Origin of the sequence: Stutzerimonas azotifigens, assembly GCF_013522725.1 — a bacterium.
Taxonomy (GTDB): domain Bacteria; phylum Pseudomonadota; class Gammaproteobacteria; order Pseudomonadales; family Pseudomonadaceae; genus Stutzerimonas; species Stutzerimonas azotifigens_A.
On record NZ_JAAMRF010000004.1, the window covers coordinates 59,206 to 74,752 of the forward strand.

15 protein-coding genes are annotated in these 15,547 nt (G+C 64.8%); 13 read left to right on the top strand and 2 right to left on the bottom strand.

The window, feature by feature from the left end; translation table 11 throughout:
• The first annotated feature begins 20 nt into the window (after nucleotides 1-20).
• The 8 genes from hemL (at nucleotide 21) to lnt (ending at nucleotide 8,052) form a co-directional block, all read left to right on the top strand.
• Entirely contained in the window at nucleotides 21-1,304 is a 1,284-nt protein-coding gene (gene hemL / locus G7026_RS08940) for a glutamate-1-semialdehyde 2,1-aminomutase (RefSeq protein WP_181070418.1), read from the top strand.
• Nucleotides 1,301-1,915 (top strand): hypothetical protein, encoded by a 615-nt coding sequence (locus G7026_RS08945; RefSeq protein WP_181070420.1) that lies wholly within the window; start codon nucleotides 1,301-1,303, stop codon nucleotides 1,913-1,915. The genes hemL and G7026_RS08945 overlap by 4 nt, the downstream gene beginning before the upstream one ends.
• A gap of 114 nt (nucleotides 1,916-2,029) precedes the next feature.
• Nucleotides 2,030-2,572 (top strand): tetratricopeptide repeat protein, encoded by a 543-nt coding sequence (locus G7026_RS08950; protein WP_181070421.1) that lies wholly within the window; start codon nucleotides 2,030-2,032, stop codon nucleotides 2,570-2,572.
• An 87-nt stretch (nucleotides 2,573-2,659) separates the two neighbouring features.
• The gene (miaB, locus tag G7026_RS08955; RefSeq protein WP_181070423.1) at nucleotides 2,660-4,000 is read left to right on the top strand and encodes a tRNA (N6-isopentenyl adenosine(37)-C2)-methylthiotransferase MiaB; all 1,341 of its coding nucleotides are present in this window, start codon (nucleotides 2,660-2,662) and stop codon (nucleotides 3,998-4,000) included.
• Between the two features lie 88 nt (nucleotides 4,001-4,088).
• Nucleotides 4,089-5,093, top strand: coding sequence for a PhoH family protein (locus tag G7026_RS08960; protein ID WP_181070425.1), 1,005 nt, complete (start codon nucleotides 4,089-4,091; stop codon nucleotides 5,091-5,093).
• Nucleotides 5,086-5,556: an rRNA maturation RNase YbeY gene (gene ybeY, locus G7026_RS08965; RefSeq protein ID WP_308811772.1), complete on the top strand. Its 471-nt coding sequence runs from the start codon at nucleotides 5,086-5,088 to the stop codon at nucleotides 5,554-5,556. The genes G7026_RS08960 and ybeY overlap by 8 nt, the downstream gene beginning before the upstream one ends.
• A 39-nt stretch (nucleotides 5,557-5,595) precedes the next feature.
• The gene (locus G7026_RS08970) at nucleotides 5,596-6,438 is read left to right on the top strand and encodes an HlyC/CorC family transporter (RefSeq protein WP_181070426.1); all 843 of its coding nucleotides are present in this window, start codon (nucleotides 5,596-5,598) and stop codon (nucleotides 6,436-6,438) included.
• Between the two features lie 81 nt (nucleotides 6,439-6,519).
• Nucleotides 6,520-8,052, top strand: coding sequence for an apolipoprotein N-acyltransferase (lnt, locus tag G7026_RS08975; protein WP_181070427.1), 1,533 nt, complete (start codon nucleotides 6,520-6,522; stop codon nucleotides 8,050-8,052).
• Here the strand turns inward: lnt and G7026_RS08980 are convergent.
• Together G7026_RS08980 and G7026_RS08985 are read right to left on the bottom strand one after the other, a co-directional pair.
• The gene (locus G7026_RS08980) at nucleotides 8,043-8,810 is read right to left on the bottom strand and encodes a YdcF family protein (protein WP_181070429.1); all 768 of its coding nucleotides are present in this window, start codon (nucleotides 8,808-8,810) and stop codon (nucleotides 8,043-8,045) included. The genes lnt and G7026_RS08980 overlap by 10 nt on opposite strands.
• A gap of 72 nt (nucleotides 8,811-8,882) precedes the next feature.
• Nucleotides 8,883-9,284, bottom strand: a complete 402-nt coding sequence (locus G7026_RS08985) for a hypothetical protein (protein ID WP_181070769.1) — start codon at nucleotides 9,282-9,284, stop codon at nucleotides 8,883-8,885.
• 284 nt (nucleotides 9,285-9,568) lie between these two features.
• Here G7026_RS08985 and leuS point away from each other — a divergent pair, with 284 nt between their 5' ends.
• From leuS to G7026_RS09010, 5 genes are all read left to right on the top strand, one after another.
• The gene (gene leuS / locus G7026_RS08990; RefSeq protein ID WP_181070430.1) at nucleotides 9,569-12,175 is read left to right on the top strand and encodes a leucine--tRNA ligase; all 2,607 of its coding nucleotides are present in this window, start codon (nucleotides 9,569-9,571) and stop codon (nucleotides 12,173-12,175) included.
• A gap of 49 nt (nucleotides 12,176-12,224) precedes the next feature.
• Nucleotides 12,225-12,830 carry an LPS-assembly lipoprotein LptE gene (locus G7026_RS08995; RefSeq protein ID WP_181070432.1) on the top strand — a complete coding sequence of 202 codons (606 nt, stop codon included), beginning with the start codon at nucleotides 12,225-12,227 and terminating at the stop codon, nucleotides 12,828-12,830.
• 40 nt (nucleotides 12,831-12,870) lie between these two features.
• Nucleotides 12,871-13,899 carry a DNA polymerase III subunit delta gene (holA, locus tag G7026_RS09000; protein WP_181070434.1) on the top strand — a complete coding sequence of 343 codons (1,029 nt, stop codon included), beginning with the start codon at nucleotides 12,871-12,873 and terminating at the stop codon, nucleotides 13,897-13,899.
• Between the two features lie 79 nt (nucleotides 13,900-13,978).
• Nucleotides 13,979-14,137: an alternative ribosome rescue factor ArfA gene (arfA, locus tag G7026_RS09005; protein WP_181070436.1), complete on the top strand. Its 159-nt coding sequence runs from the start codon at nucleotides 13,979-13,981 to the stop codon at nucleotides 14,135-14,137.
• Between the two features lie 62 nt (nucleotides 14,138-14,199).
• Nucleotides 14,200-15,513: a lytic murein transglycosylase gene (locus G7026_RS09010; RefSeq protein WP_181070437.1), complete on the top strand. Its 1,314-nt coding sequence runs from the start codon at nucleotides 14,200-14,202 to the stop codon at nucleotides 15,511-15,513.
• The last annotated feature ends 34 nt before the right edge of the window (nucleotides 15,514-15,547 follow it).

Here is a 15,547-nt window from a genome sequence, read left to right on the forward strand (position 1 = left end):
CCGAACCTAAAGAGGCCCTCATGTCCCGTTCCGAAACCCTCTTCGCCAATGCCCAGACCCACATTCCGGGCGGGGTGAACTCGCCGGTCCGCGCATTCCGCAGCGTCGGCGGTACCCCTCTGTTCTTCAAGCACGCCGAAGGCGCCTATGTCGTCGATGAAGACGACAAGCGCTATGTCGACTACGTGGGCTCCTGGGGGCCGATGATCCTCGGCCATAGCCATCCGCAGGTGATCGAGGCGGTGCGCCGCCAGCTCGACCATGGTCTGTCCTACGGTGCCCCTACTGCCATGGAAACCGAAATGGCGGAGCGGGTCTGCCGCCTGGTGCCGTCCATGGAAATGGTGCGCATGGTCAGCTCCGGCACCGAAGCCACCATGAGCGCCATCCGCCTCGCCCGCGGCTATACCGGGCGCGACGCCATCATCAAGTTCGAGGGCTGCTACCACGGCCACTCCGACAGCCTGCTGGTCAAGGCCGGTTCCGGCGCCCTGACCCAAGGCGTGCCCAGTTCGGCCGGCGTGCCGGCGGACTTCGCCAAGCACACGCTGACCCTGGCCTACAACGACCTGGCCGAAGTCGAAGCAACCCTGGCCACCAAGGGCGACCAGGTGGCCTGCATCATCGTCGAGCCGGTGGCCGGCAACATGAATTGCGTTCCGCCGGCGCCCGGCTTCCTCGAAGGGCTGCGCAGCCTCTGCGACCAACACGGCGTGGTACTGATCTTCGACGAAGTCATGACCGGCTTCCGGGTGGCCCTCGGCGGCGCCCAGGCGCGCTATGGCGTGACGCCCGACCTCTCGACCTTCGGCAAGATCATCGGCGGCGGCATGCCGGTCGGCTGCTTCGGCGGCAAGCGCGAGATCATGGAGAGAATCGCGCCGCTAGGCCCGGTCTACCAGGCCGGTACGCTGTCGGGCAACCCACTGGCCATGGCGGCCGGCCTGACCACGCTGGAGCTGATCAGCCGCCCAGGCTTCCACGACGAACTCGAGGACTACACCCGGCGGATGCTCGACGGCCTGCGCCAGCGCGCCGACGCGGCCGGTATCCCGTTCGTCACGACCCAGGTCGGCGGCATGTTCGGACTCTATTTCACCGAAGCCCGCGACATCGTCACCTTCGCCGACGTGATGGGTTCGGATGCCGAGCGCTTCAAGCGTTTCTTCCACCTGATGCTCGAAGGCGGTGTCTACCTCGCGCCCAGCGCGTTCGAGGCAGGCTTCACCTCGATCGCCCATGGCGATGCCGAGCTGAAGCTCACCCTGGATGCCGCCGAGCGCGCCTTCGCTCGCCTCAAATGAGCCAGCTGCTTCAGGCCTGCCTGCTGAGCGCAGGCGCGCTGTTCGCCCTGGTTTTGCTGGTACGTGCGCACGGCGCAACGGATGGCGACAGGGCGGCGTTGTTCTGCGCTCAGCTCGGCTTCGGGTTGCTGGCCGCAACGGGACTGCTCGCAGCCTCCGATCTTGCCTCCCTTGCGCCGACCGCCGGTGCGCGCGACTGGCTACAGCAGGCCAGCCAGATGCTTGGCGTGCCGCTGATCGCCACGGCGGCACTGAGCCTGGCGCGCGGCTGGCAGTGGAGCCGCCCGACCTGGGGCCGCGTTCTGCTGGGGCTGTGCGTATTCTTCGAGTTGGCGCGACAGCTGCGCTGGAACGAGCCCTACGCGCTGGGACTGTTCCTCGCCAGCGCGCTGCTGCTGGTTTATGCGGGCCTCTTGTCGCTGGCGGCGCCTCGCAGAGTGGCGGCAGCCTTGATCGCCGGCGCCTTGTTGCTGGCCTCGACACCACTGGTCAAGAATCCGTTGATAGAGTGGCAATTGCTGATCCTTGCGGCCGCCTGCCCCCTACTGGCCTGGCTGCTGAGGGAGCTAACAAGCGGTATCTCGTCGAAAAAAGCCGTATATCCCGACTGAAACGGAATTTGGACCCGGAAAGCCTTTGTAAGGCGGCTGTAGCTTATCCATAATGCAGGAGTCGGCGAGCCTTGCCGGCCTTGTTCCGCCCAGATCCTCGAGGCGTCCTGATTCATGATCCGCACCGGCCGCAACCTGTCCCTGGGCTGCCTGCTGCTTCTATTGCCCCTGCTGAGTTTGGCGGGCGGTAACTCCCTGCTGATCCCGGCGACTGCCCGCTGTGCGCTGAACACCCTGCCCGAAGAACTGCCCGAAGCCCTGCGTGCCTGCCAGCAGGCGGCCAGTGACGGCGACATGCAAGCGGCCTATGAACTGGGCGAATTCCACTATGACGGCCGCCGCGCACCGCGCGACCTGCCCAAAGCACTCTACTGGTTCGAGCAGGCCTCCCTGCGAGGCCATGCGTTGGCGCAGCACCGTTTGGGCGTGATGTTCTTTCGCGGCGAAGGTGTGCAGGCCAACAATGTGCAGGCCTATATCGTCCTGAAGATGGCCGCCGTGAACGGCGACGAAGAGGCCCTGGATACCGCCGACCGGGTCTCGGCCCAGATGCGTCGCGACGAGCTGGAAATCGCCACCCAGGTGCTTGGGCAGATCTTTCGCGATTACCTGCTGGACCTGCAGACCGCCGAGAGCAATTCCCCGCTGCACCGCTGACGCGCGCCACTCTCGTCTGGCGCTTTCCCCCGCCCGGCCCGAAGCATATAATCGCCGGTCATTTTTTGCACAACGCCGGCCCGTAACATGACCCGCAAGCTTTACATCGAAACCCACGGTTGCCAGATGAACGAGTACGACAGCTCGCGCATGGTGGATCTGCTGGGCGAGCATCAGGCCCTGGAAGTCACCGAAAATCCGGCCGATGCGGACGTGATTCTCCTCAATACCTGCTCGATCCGGGAGAAGGCCCAGGAAAAGGTCTTCTCGCAGCTCGGCCGCTGGCGTGAATTGAAACTGGAAAACCCGCAACTGGTGATCGGCGTGGGCGGTTGCGTCGCCAGCCAGGAAGGTGCGGCCATCCGCGACCGCGCGCCCTACGTGGATGTGGTGTTCGGGCCGCAAACCCTGCACCGGTTGCCAGAAATGATCGACGCGGCGCGCAGCACCCGTCAGCCCCAGGTCGATATCTCTTTCCCCGAGATCGAGAAGTTCGACCGACTCCCCGAGCCGCGGGTCGACGGCCCCACCGCCTTCGTTTCGGTGATGGAAGGTTGCAGCAAGTATTGCACCTTCTGCGTGGTGCCTTACACCCGAGGCGAGGAAGTCAGCCGGCCTTTCGACGACATCCTCGCCGAAGTGATCCACCTGGCCGAAAACGGCGTGCGCGAAGTCACCCTGCTCGGGCAGAACGTCAACGGCTATCGCGGCGAGACTCATGACGGTCGCACCGCCGATCTGGCCGAACTGATCCGCGTGGTCGCAGCGATCGATGGCATCGACCGCATCCGCTACACCACCTCGCATCCACTGGAGTTCTCCGACTCGCTGATCCAGGCCCACGCGGAAGTCCCGGAACTGGTCAAATACCTGCATCTCCCGGTGCAGGCCGGCTCCGATCGCATCCTCGCGGCGATGAAGCGCAACCACACGGCACTGGAATACAAATCGCGCATCCGCAAGCTCAAGGCGGCGGTGCCCGACATCCTGATCAGCTCGGACTTCATCGTTGGCTTCCCCGGCGAGACCGACAAGGATTTCGAACAGACCATGAAGCTGATCGAGGACGTCGGTTTCGACTTTTCCTACTCCTTCGTCTACAGCGCCCGCCCCGGCACGCCGGCTGCGGATCTGGTAGACGACACCCCGGAGGCGGTGAAAAAGCAGCGCCTGGCGATCCTGCAGCAGCGCATCAATCAGCAGGGTTTCGAAAATAGTCGACGGATGGTCGGGACCACACAGCGTATTCTGGTTACCGACTACTCTAAAAAAGACCCCGGCATGCTTTCCGGCCGCACCGAGCACAACCGTATCGTGAATTTTCGCTGCGATAACCCCCGGTTGATCGGACAGTTCGTCAACGTCCACATCGATGACGCGCTGCCCCATTCGCTGCGCGGCACACTGCTCGACGGGGTGCTGCACTGACCGACGCGGGCGCTCGCACTTTCATGCGCGGGCGCCTGGCGCTATTCTTCCGACTCATAGCCCTGCCGACTGGCGGCCCTCATACCCATTGAATACAGCCATAGAACCCCATCGCTTCACCCTCGAACCCTTCGAGGCCAACCGTTTCGCCAACCTCTGCGGACAGTTCGACGAACATCTGCGCCTGATTGAACAGCGCCTGTCGATCGAGATCCGCAACCGTGGCAACCAGTTCGAACTGGTCGGCCCGAGCGCCGTGGCGAAATCCGCCGAACACCTGCTCAAGCGCCTGTATCGCGAGACCAAGAGCGCCGAGCTCTCCCCTGATCTGGTGCACCTGTATCTGCAGGAATCGGGCATGGAAGACCTGGCCAATCCCCGGTCCGACCAGGGCGTGACGCTGCGAACGCGCAAGGGCGGCATACGCCCGCGCGGCGCGAATCAGCAGCGCTACGTCAAATCGATCCTCGATAACGACATCAACTTCGGTATCGGCCCGGCCGGTACCGGCAAGACCTACCTGGCGGTCGCCTGTGCCGTCGATGCGCTGGAACGCGAGCAGGTGCGACGCATCCTGCTGGTGCGGCCGGCGGTCGAGGCTGGCGAGAAGCTCGGATTCTTGCCCGGCGATCTGGCACAGAAGATCGACCCCTATCTGCGCCCCCTGTACGACGCGCTCTATGAGATGCTCGGTTTCGAACATGTGGCCAGGCTCATCGAGAAGCAGGTGATCGAGATCGCCCCGCTGGCCTACATGCGCGGCCGCACGCTGAACGACAGCTTCATCATCCTCGACGAAAGCCAGAACACCACCCTCGAGCAGATGAAGATGTTCCTCACCCGCATCGGCTTCGGCTCCACCGCGGTGATCACCGGCGACATCACCCAGGTCGACCTGCCGCGCGGCACCAAGTCGGGTTTGTCGCACGTCATCGATGTACTGCGCGACGTCAACGGCATCAGCTTCACCCATTTCCAGCCCAAGGACGTGGTGCGTCATCCGTTGGTGCAACGCATCGTCGAAGCCTACGAGGCGTTCGAAAACCAGCCGCAGCCGCGAAAGGCTTCCCGCCAGGAACCTGCCGGTGATTGAGCTCGACCTGCAGCGCGCCACCGAGGCGCCAGCACCCAGCGATGAACAGTTTCATTGCTGGTGCGAAATGGCGCTGCGCCAGCGCAGCGGCGACTCGGAGCTGACCATCCGTCTGGTGGACGAAGACGAAGGGCGCGAACTCAATCGCACCTGGCGTCACAAGGATTACGCGACCAATGTGCTTTCCTTTCCAGCAGACCTGCCCGACGGGCCGGACGGGGAACCGTTGCTGGACATTCCGCTGCTCGGCGACCTGGTAATCTGCGTCCCGGTGGTCGAGCGCGAAGCGCGTGAACAGAACAAGCAGCCCGAGGCCCATTGGGCGCACATGGTCATCCATGGCTGCCTTCATCTTCTCGGCTACGATCATATCGACGATGCCGAAGCCCAGGAGATGGAAGACCTGGAACGCCAATTGCTGGCAGAACTGGGCCACCCCGATCCCTATGACGACCAACCCTGAACACTCAGGTCAACTGCAAGGACTTTCGAGTCGAACCACATGAGCGAAGATCAATCGAGCAGCGGGCATAGGTCCTGGCTGGGAAAACTCACCCACGCCTTTGCCCACGAGCCGAAAAACCGCCAGGAACTCCTGGAAATCCTCCGCGAAGCCCATCAGAACAAACTACTCGACAGCGAAGCGCTGGCCATCGTCGAAGGTGCGATTCAGGTCGCGGACCTGCAAGTCCGCGACATCATGGTGCCGCGCTCCCAAGTGATCAGCATCCGCGTCGATCAATCCCCCAAGGATTTCCTTCCGGCCGTGATCAGCGCGGCCCACTCGCGCTACCCGGTGGTGGGCGAGAGCCTAGACGATGTGATCGGCGTGCTGCTGGCCAAGGATCTGTTGCCGCTGATCCTGCAAGACGACCAGCTCGCCAGCTTCAGCATCAAGGACCTGCTTCGTCCGGCCACCTTCGTGCCGGAGTCCAAACGCCTCAACGTGCTGCTTCGCGAATTTCGCGCCAACCACAACCACATGGCCATCGTCATCGATGAGTACGGCGGCGTGGCGGGCCTGGTGACCATCGAGGACGTGCTTGAGCAGATCGTCGGCGACATCGAGGACGAGCACGACGTCGAGGAAGACAGCCACATCCGACCGCTGCCCAGCGGCGACTTCCTGATCAAGGCCCTCACGCCGATCGAGAGCTTCAACGAATTCTTCGGCGCAAGCTTCCCCGACGACGAGTTCGACACCGTCGCCGGGCTGGTGATGAACGCCTTCGGTCACCTGCCCAAGCGCAACGAGATCATCGAGATAGACGGCTTCCGCTTTCGCGTGCTCAACGCCGACAGCCGCCGCGTGCACCTGCTGCGCCTGAGCCGGCTCGAGGCCTGACGCGACCCGCCGCTGCCCGGCACTTGCCGCCGGGCACCGCTGCCGATAGCCTCGGCGGCCTCCTGTTTTCGAGGAACACCGATGCGCTGGATTACCCGTCCCGGCTGGCAAGGCAATCTGATTGCGCTTGCCGCCGGCGCCCTTACCACGCTGTCGCTGGCACCATTCGGCATCTGGCCGCTGGCCCTGCTGTCGATCGCCCTGTATTACCTCGGCCAGCGCCACACCACGCCCGCTCAAGCGGCGGCACGCGGCTGGTGCTATGGCTTCGGCCTGTTCCTCTCGGGCGTCAGCTGGGTCTATGTCAGCATTCATGATTTCGGGGCCGCCTCGCCGCCGCTGGCCGGCCTGCTGACCCTCGGTTTCGTCGCCGGCCTTGCGCTGTTTCTTGCCCTGTCGGGCTGGCTCTGGGCGCGCTGGCTGCGCCGCAACGATTCGCCGCTGGCCGACGCCTTCGGCTTCGCCGCGCTGTGGCTGGCGATGGATGCTTTCCGCGGCTGGTTTCTCACCGGCTTCCCCTGGCTTTACGGCGGCTACAGCCAGCTCGACGGCCCCCTCGCCGGACTCGCTCCGCTGGCCGGCGTCTGGCTGATCACCTTCGTCCTGGCGCTCAGCGCGGCGCTGCTGGTCAACCTTGAGCAACTGCGTCGAAACAAGGCGATGCTGGCAACGGCCCTGGCCGTGCTGCTGGCGCCCTGGCTGGTGGCCCTGGGCCTGAAAGGCCATGACTGGACCGAGGCGTCCGGCGCACCTTTGTCCGTCGCGCTGATGCAGGGCAACGTCCAGCAGAGCCTCAAGTGGGACCCGGCCAAGCTGAACATGCAGTTGGCGCTTTACCGCGACATGACGCTGCGCAGCCGGCCGGTGGACCTGATCGTCTGGCCGGAAACCGCGGTACCGGTACTGCGCGACCAGGCCGAGGGCTATCTGGCAATGATGGAACGTGTCGCCGGGGAGCGTGACGCTGCGCTGATCACCGGGGTACCGATCCGCCAGGCCAACGAGCGCGGCGAATTGCGTTACTACAATGGCATCACCGCCATCGGCGAGGGCGAAGGCACCTACCTGAAGCAGAAGCTGGTGCCCTTCGGCGAGTACGTGCCGCTGCAGGATTTGTTGCGCGGGCTGATCGCCTTCTTCGATTTGCCGATGTCCGATTTCGCCCGCGGCGAGCCGGACCAGTCATTGCTGACGGGCAAGGGCTACCGGATCGCTCCGTACATCTGCTACGAAGTGGTCTATCCCGAGTTCGCAGCCAGCCTGGCGCGGCAGAGCGACCTGCTGCTCACCGTCAGCAACGACGCCTGGTTCGGCCGCTCCATCGGCCCGCTGCAGCACCTGCAGATGGCGCAGATGCGGGCACTGGAGGCCGGCCGCTGGATGATCCGTTCGACCAACAACGGGGTCACCGTGCTGATCGACCCACAGGGCCGGATCACCGAAGAGATCCCGGCCTTCCAAGAGGGCGTGCTGTATGGCGAGGTGGTACCGATGCAAGGCCTGACGCCCTATCTGAAGTGGCGTTCCTGGCCGTTGATCACCCTTTGCCTGCTGCTGCTCGGCTGGACGCTGGCGTGCAACCTGCGCGACCGCCGCTCGCCGTCTCAGGGATAGACGAGGGGGTAGATCAGCAGCCCGGCCGCTTCGTTGAGCAACATGCCGCTTTGCCAGACGGCCTTGGCTTCGGGTAGCCAGCCGCCGAGCGGCCGCTCGTTGGGCACGCCAATGAAGCCGACGGGCGCAGTGATCACCTCCAGTCCGTTCTGCTCGAAGCACCAGCGGGAGCGGGGCATGTGCGGCGCGGAGGTGACGAGCACGATCCGGGAGATGCCCTCGGCCTTGAGCATTTCCGCGCTGAATACCGCGTTTTCCCAAGTGGTGCGGCTGCGCTCTTCCAGCCAGCGCACCTGGACGCCGATGTCGCGCTCGAGCAGCTCGGCGCCGATGCGTGCCTCGCTCGGTGGCCGTTTGCCGAAGTGCAACCCGCCACTGGTCAGGACCGGCAGCCCGGACGCCTTGGCGATTCGCGAGGCATAACGCAAGCGTTCCAGGGCGATATGGCTCGGCTGGTCCGCACCCCACGCCGGGTCGGCCTGCTCACGACCGGCGCCCAGCACCACGATCGCCTGGGCATGCTCGGCAAGGCCTTCCCAACGCGCCTCCTGCAACACGGGCGCCCGGCTTTCCAGCGCGCGCGCCGCCCACTCCACCGTCACCGGCAGGCTCATGATCCACAGCCCGCCGAGGCCCAAGGTAAAACACAGTGCTGCCAGTCGCGGCGCACGGCGGCGCAGCCACCACCCGGCGAGCAACAACAGCAGCAGGCAACCTGGCGGCATCAGTAAGTGCTTGAGAATGTAGCGAATCGGCATGGCGCGGCTCCAAGGCTCTGCGCCGCACTCTACCCGGCGGATAGCCGTTTGTCCGCCCTGCCGCGCCGCGGCTCAGTGGCCTCGGTGCAGGCTTGGCTTCTGCCTGGCCCGCAACAGTTGCGAGCCACAGGCCGAACAGACCGCCACCCCCGGATGCTCGGGCCAGTGGACTTCGGTTCCGCATAACGCACAGGACAACGACGGATCCAGTGCCTGCTCGACTGCACGTTTAGCCGATCTGCGCCGGCCTGGGACGCGGAACCCGGTGCGCTGGCCCTGACGGGCTATCAGCGCCTGTTCCTCCGCGGCGGCATGCCAGCCGGACAGCCATTGAGAATCGCGCTGCAGGTAGGCTCGGATCAATTCGAACTCGGCCGAACTCAAACCACGCAACTCCAGCTCCGTCGCTTTCGAAGCGCCATCGCCTCGGTGCTGATCCACCTCGGCCAGCGCCATCGACAGGCGCTGCAGCACGCGCCCATAGAGGCTGGAGTCGTTACTCTGTCGCTCTTTCACCCGGATCACCCTCTTCTCGGTTCACCAGATCAAGCTTAGCTGCGGCCCTGCTGGCCGAAGCCCGCCGCGACAGACGGAGAGCGGCCAAAACGGGTTTCCCTCGGCCAAGGGGGGTCATGTATGCTACGGCGCTTCCATGCTTTCGCTTTCAGCCCGCTGCGTTGCAGCCGGGCAGGTCCGAGCGGCCATGCCGTCGCCGCTGCATCCGCGCAAAGCCAGCCTTCACCTCAATGCCAGTAGCCATGCACGAACAGTATCAGCCCCGCGAAATCGAAGCCGCCGCCCGATCCCACTGGGATGGCAACAAATCCTTTGAAGTGAGCGAGCAGCCCGGCAAGGACACCTTCTATTGCCTGTCGATGTTCCCCTACCCCAGCGGCAAGCTGCACATGGGGCACGTGCGCAACTACACCATCGGCGACGTGATTGCGCGCTACCAGCGCATGCTGGGCAAAAACGTGCTGCAGCCGATGGGCTGGGACGCCTTCGGCATGCCGGCGGAAAACGCCGCGATGAAGAACAAGGTCGCGCCCGCCAAGTGGACCTACGAGAACATCGACTACATGAAGACCCAGCTCAAGAGCCTGGGTCTTGCGATCGACTGGTCGCGTGAAGTCACCACCTGCAAGCCGGACTACTACCGCTGGGAACAGTGGCTGTTCACCCGCCTGTTCGAAAAGGGCGTCATCTACCGCAAGAACGGCACGGTGAACTGGGACCCGGTGGACCAGACGGTGCTGGCCAACGAGCAGGTGATCGACGGGCGCGGCTGGCGCTCGGGCGCGCTGATCGAAAAGCGCGAAATCCCGATGTACTACTTCAAGATCACCGCGTACGCCGACGAGCTGCTCGAAAGCCTCGACGAACTGGATGGCTGGCCGGAACAGGTCAAGACCATGCAGCGCAACTGGATCGGCAAGTCGCGCGGCATGGAAGTGAGCTTCCCCTACGATGCGCAGAGCATCGGCAGCGAAGGCGCGCTGAAGGTCTACACCACTCGCCCGGACACCTTGATGGGCGCGACCTATGTCGCCGTGGCCGCCGAACATCCGTTGGCCACCCTCGCCGCTCAGAACGATGCCGAGCTGCAGGCCTTCATCGATGAATGCAAGCGCGGCGGCGTCGCCGAAGCCGATATCGCCACCCAGGAAAAGAAGGGCCTGCCCACTTCCCTGAAGGTGCAGCACCCCCTGACCGGCGAGCTGCTGCCGGTGTGGGTCGCCAACTACGTGCTGATGAACTACGGTGAGGGCGCGGTGATGGCCGTGCCGGCGCACGACGAGCGCGACTTCGAATTCGCCAGCAAGTACGACCTGCCGATCAAGCCGGTGGTGCGTACCAGCGCGGGTGACCAGACCCCAGCGCCCTGGCAGGACGCCTATGGCGAGCACGGCACGCTGATCAACTCCGGCGACTTCGACGGCCTGGATTTCCAGGGCGCCTTCGACGCCATGGAAGTGGCGCTGCAGAAGAAGGGCCTCGGCCAGGCGCGTACCCAGTTCCGCCTGCGCGACTGGGGCATAAGCCGCCAGCGCTATTGGGGCTGCCCGATCCCGATCGTCCACTGCGATGCCTGCGGCGACGTACCGGTCCCCGAAGACCAGCTGCCCGTGGTACTGCCCGAAGACGTGGTGCCGGACGGCGCCGGTAGTCCGCTGGCGCGGATGCCGGAATTCTACGAATGCAGCTGCCCGAAGTGCGGCGCGCCGGCCAAGCGCGAAACCGACACCATGGATACCTTCGTCGAGTCGTCCTGGTACTTCGCCCGCTACGCCAGCCCGAACTATGACCAGGGCATGGTCGATCCGGCCGCGGCCAACCACTGGCTGCCAGTCGACCAGTACATCGGCGGCATCGAGCATGCGATCCTGCACCTGCTCTACGCGCGCTTCTTCCACAAGCTGATGCGCGACGAGGGTCTGCTGAGCTCCAACGAGCCGTTCAAGAACCTGCTGACCCAGGGCATGGTGGTCGCCGAGACCTACTACCGCATCGCCGAGAACGGCGGCAAGGACTGGTTCAACCCCGCCGACGTCGAGGTCGAGCGCGACGCCAAGGCCAAGGTCATCGGCGCGCGACTGAAGACCGACGGGCTGCCGGTGGAAATCGGCGGCACCGAGAAGATGTCCAAGTCCAAGAACAACGGGGTAGACCCGCAGGCGATGATCGATGCCTACGGCGCCGACACCTGCCGCCTGTTCATGATGTTCGCCTCGCCACCAGACATGAGCCTGGAGTGGTCCGATTCCGGCGTCGAGGGCGCGAGCCGCTTCCTGCGCCGTGTCTGGCGCCTGGCCCACGCCCACGTCAGCGCCGGCCTGCCGGGCGCGCTGGACGTCGCCAGCCTGAACGACGAGCAGAAGGCCGTGCGCCGCGCCATCCACCTGGCCATCAAGCAGGCCAGCGTCGACGTCGGCCAGCACCACAAGTTCAACACCGCCATCGCCCAGGTGATGACGCTGATGAACGTGCTGGAGAAGGCACCGTCCACCAGCGAACAGGACCGCGCCCTGCTCCAGGAAGGTCTGGAAACCGTCGCCCTGCTGCTCGCACCGATCACCCCGCACATCTGCCACACGCTCTGGGAGCAGTTGGGCAAGACCGGCGCGATCATCGATGCGACCTGGCCGAGCGTCGACGAATCCGCCCTGGTGCAGGACAGCCTGACGCTGGTGGTGCAGGTCAACGGCAAACTGCGCGGCCAGATCGAAGTGGCGGCCAACGCCAGCCGTGAGTCGGTCGAGGCGCAGGCCCGGGCCAATGAAAACGTGGTGCGCTTCACCGAGGGGCTGACGATCCGCAAGGTCATCGTGGTACCGGGCAAGCTGGTCAATATCGTCGCCAACTGATCCAGACCGGCGCCCGACCCGGCGCCGGTTCAAAAGGGGATAACAAAAGATGATCACACGCAATCTGCTGGTACTGGGCTTCGCCGCGCTGCTAAGCGCATGCGGCTTTCAACTGCGGGGCACTGGCGCCACCGATTTTGCGCTCGACGAACTCGGCGTGCAGGCGCGCAACTCCTACGGGGAAACCGTCAAGGAGCTCGAGCGTGTACTGAAGGACAATGGCGTACGGGTCACCGACGCGTCGCCGTATCGCCTCAACCTAGCGCGCGAGCAAAGCCGCCAGCGCACCGCGAGCTACAACACCTCTGGCCGCAGCGCCGAATTCGAGCTGACCAACAGCCTGGATTACGAATTTCTCGACCGCAACGGCCTGCTCTTGATGCAAGACCGCGTGGAAGTGCAGCGCATCTACGTGCACGACGAAAGTAACCTGATCAGCTCCGCCCAGGAGGCGGACCAGCTGCGCACGGAAATGCGCCGCGAGCTGATTCAGCAACTGGCGATGCGCATCCAGCGCGTCACACCGGCTCAGCTCGAGCACCTGCAGCAGACCGCTCAGGCCAAGGCCCGTGCCGACGCCGAAGCACGCGACGCCGCGCGTCGGGCCCTCGAGTCCCAGCCGCAGCAGTCGCCCCTGCAGCTGCCCATCCAGTGAACCGTTGCGGGCCGCGTCCGGCGGCTCGCACCATACCTTCATGAAACTTCAGCCCGCCCAACTGACCAAGCACCTGCAGGGAGCACTGGCGCCTGTCTATGCCGTGAGCGGTGACGAGCACCTGCTCTGTCAGGAGGCCTGCGACGCCATCCGCGCCGCCACCCGCGCCCAGGGCTTCAGCGAACGGCAGGTATTCAATGCCGAAGCGAGCTTCGACTGGAGTCAGCTGATCGAGGCCGGCGCCAGCCTGTCGCTGTTCGCCGAAAAGCGCCTGTTGGAACTGCGCATTCCCAACGGCAAGCCCGGCGACAAGGGCACTGCCGCCCTGCTCGAATACCTTGCACGTCCCGCCGAAGATACCGTCCTGCTGATCAGCCTGCCCAAGCTCGACGGCAGTGCCCAGAAGACCAAATGGGCCAAGGCACTGATCGAAGGTCCCCAAGTACAGTTCCTGCAGATCTGGCCAGTGGATGTCGCCCAGTTGCCCCAGTGGATTCGCCAACGCCTGTCCCAGGCGGGACTCGCTGCCAACCAGGAAGCGGTCGAACTGATCGCTGCACGGGTCGAGGGCAACCTCCTGGCTGCCGCCCAGGAGATCGAGAAACTCAAGCTCCTCGCCGAAGATGGCCAAGTGACCGTCGACACGGTGCAGGCAGCCGTCGCCGACAGCGCTCGCTATGACGTCTTCGGCCTCATCGATGCGGTGCTTAATGGACATGCAATACACGCCTTGCGCATGCTCGAAGGCCTGCGCGGGGAAGGTGTCGAAGCACCCGTGATCCTCTGGGCGCTGGCCCGCGAAGTGCGCACTCTGGGCAACATCGCCCTGCTACACAGTCAGGGCACGCCCCTGGATCGGGCGTTCAGCCAGGCACGGCCGCCGATCTGGGACAAGCGCCGCCCCCTCGTGAGCAAGGCCCTGCAGCGCCACAGCGCCGCACGCTGGAGCCGGCTGTTGATCGACGCCCAGCGAATCGACGCGCAGATCAAGGGCCAGGCCGAAGGGGATCCCTGGACCGGGTTGTCCAACCTCTGCCTGCAGCTCTGTGGCCAGCGGCTCGGTGCCTGACAGCCGGCACCCGGCACCTCTGTACATTGACCGGTCGATTGTCGATGATGCGCGCCCACCCAAAACGCAGGACACCCTGATGAGCAAGCCAAGAAAAAGGCCCAACAAGGCCAAGTCACTGGCGGCACAACCGCTGTTCCGCAGCCGCCAGGAACAACCCCGAAAAGGCAAAGGCAGCTACCGACGCGAAGCCTCCCCGTCCAACGACTGGGAGGCTTCGGTCTTTCTGGCGGCTTGAAAAAGCCAAGTAGAACAAAGCGTGATAAGGTCTTCTACCGACCTCACGATCGAGAGTGGTGCATGCTTTTCACCTACGTCCCGGTGCTGCTGTTGCGCAGTCTGATCGCCGCCTCTGCCTTCAGCCTGGTGGTGGCCTGCGCCGCAGAACCTCTACAGCAGACGGACTCATCTCAGCCTACCCGCCCTAATCTCACGATTTCGACTTTGACGTCAGCTTCGCCGGAAGAGGCCGTGCCCGAGATCGAGCAGAGCTTCGATCAGTGGCGCGACCAGTTTCGCGACGAGGCGCTGTCCGCTGGCGTATCGGCCGATCTCTTCGATCGCACCTTCGCCGGCATGACGCCGGACCCCAGCGTAGTCGCCGCCGACCGCAGCCAGCCGGAGTTCACTCGCCCGGTCTGGGAGTACCTGGAAGGCGCCATATCGAAACAGCGCGTACAGAGCGGCCGCCGCCTGCTCGATCAACACGCCGCGACCCTTGACGGCATCGAGGCACGCTACGCCGTGGATCGCAACGTGCTCGTCGCGATCTGGGGGCTGGAGAGCAGCTTCGGTCAGATCATGGGCGACAAGTCGGTGATTCGCTCGCTGGCCACCCTGGCCCATGAAGGGCGGCGCCCAGGTTTCGCCCGCGCCCAACTGCTCGCCGCGCTGCAGATCCTCCAGGAGGGGGACGTCACGCCCGAGCGGATGCGCGGCTCGTGGGCTGGAGCGATGGGACAGACGCAATTCATCCCCACCACCTACCACACCCATGCCGTGGACTTCGACGGTGACGGCCGGAGGGACATCTGGACCAGCACGCCCGATGCCCTCGCCTCCGCTGCCCATTATCTGCAGGCGTCTGGCTGGAAGCACGGTCAGCCTTGGGGCTTCGAAGCGGGCCTGCCCAAGGGGTTCGATTATTCGTTGGCCGATGCCGAAATACGCAAACCGCTGGCGCAGTGGCGAGCGCTTGGCCTGACCGGCCTGCCGCAAGGCTATGACGAGGCCTCGGCCAGCCTGCTGCTGCCAGCCGGCCACCGCGGACCCGCGTTCGTGGTCATGGATAACTTCCGCGCCATCCTGCGCTATAACAACTCGTCGTCCTACGCCCTGGCGATAGGCCTGCTGTCGCAGAACTTCGACGGTCAGGGGGCGATCCGGGCCAGCTGGCCGCGCGGCGAGCTGCCGTTGAGCCGCTCCGAGCGTCTGGAGCTGCAGGAGCGCCTGACCCGCCAAGGCTTCGACACCGGCACGCCCGATGGCATCATCGGTGCCAACACCCGCCGTGCCATCCGCGGCTTCCAGCAGCAACTGGGCTGGCCGGCCGACGGCTATCCCACCCAGGAATTGCTGGGCCGCTTACGTGCGGAGAAGAAACCGCAGTCGTAAGCTGGTAGCTGGTAGCTGGTAGCTGGTAGCTGGT

What these genes read in the sequence shown, in the direction of transcription:
- hemL (WP_181070418.1), top strand. Translation starts at nt 21, where the DNA reads ATGTCCCGTTCCGAAACCCTCTTCGCCAATGCCCAGACCCACATTCCG.
- G7026_RS08945 (WP_181070420.1), top strand. Translation starts at nt 1,301, where the DNA reads ATGAGCCAGCTGCTTCAGGCCTGCCTGCTGAGCGCAGGCGCGCTGTTC.
- G7026_RS08950 (WP_181070421.1), top strand. Translation starts at nt 2,030, where the DNA reads ATGATCCGCACCGGCCGCAACCTGTCCCTGGGCTGCCTGCTGCTTCTA.
- miaB (WP_181070423.1), top strand. Translation starts at nt 2,660, where the DNA reads ATGACCCGCAAGCTTTACATCGAAACCCACGGTTGCCAGATGAACGAG.
- G7026_RS08970 (WP_181070426.1), top strand. Translation starts at nt 5,596, where the DNA reads ATGAGCGAAGATCAATCGAGCAGCGGGCATAGGTCCTGGCTGGGAAAA.
- lnt (WP_181070427.1), top strand. Translation starts at nt 6,520, where the DNA reads ATGCGCTGGATTACCCGTCCCGGCTGGCAAGGCAATCTGATTGCGCTT.
- G7026_RS08980 (WP_181070429.1), bottom strand. Translation starts at nt 8,810, where the DNA reads ATGCCGATTCGCTACATTCTCAAGCACTTACTGATGCCGCCAGGTTGC.
- leuS (WP_181070430.1), top strand. Translation starts at nt 9,569, where the DNA reads ATGCACGAACAGTATCAGCCCCGCGAAATCGAAGCCGCCGCCCGATCC.
- G7026_RS08995 (WP_181070432.1), top strand. Translation starts at nt 12,225, where the DNA reads ATGATCACACGCAATCTGCTGGTACTGGGCTTCGCCGCGCTGCTAAGC.
- holA (WP_181070434.1), top strand. Translation starts at nt 12,871, where the DNA reads ATGAAACTTCAGCCCGCCCAACTGACCAAGCACCTGCAGGGAGCACTG.
- arfA (WP_181070436.1), top strand. Translation starts at nt 13,979, where the DNA reads ATGAGCAAGCCAAGAAAAAGGCCCAACAAGGCCAAGTCACTGGCGGCA.
- G7026_RS09010 (WP_181070437.1), top strand. Translation starts at nt 14,200, where the DNA reads ATGCTTTTCACCTACGTCCCGGTGCTGCTGTTGCGCAGTCTGATCGCC.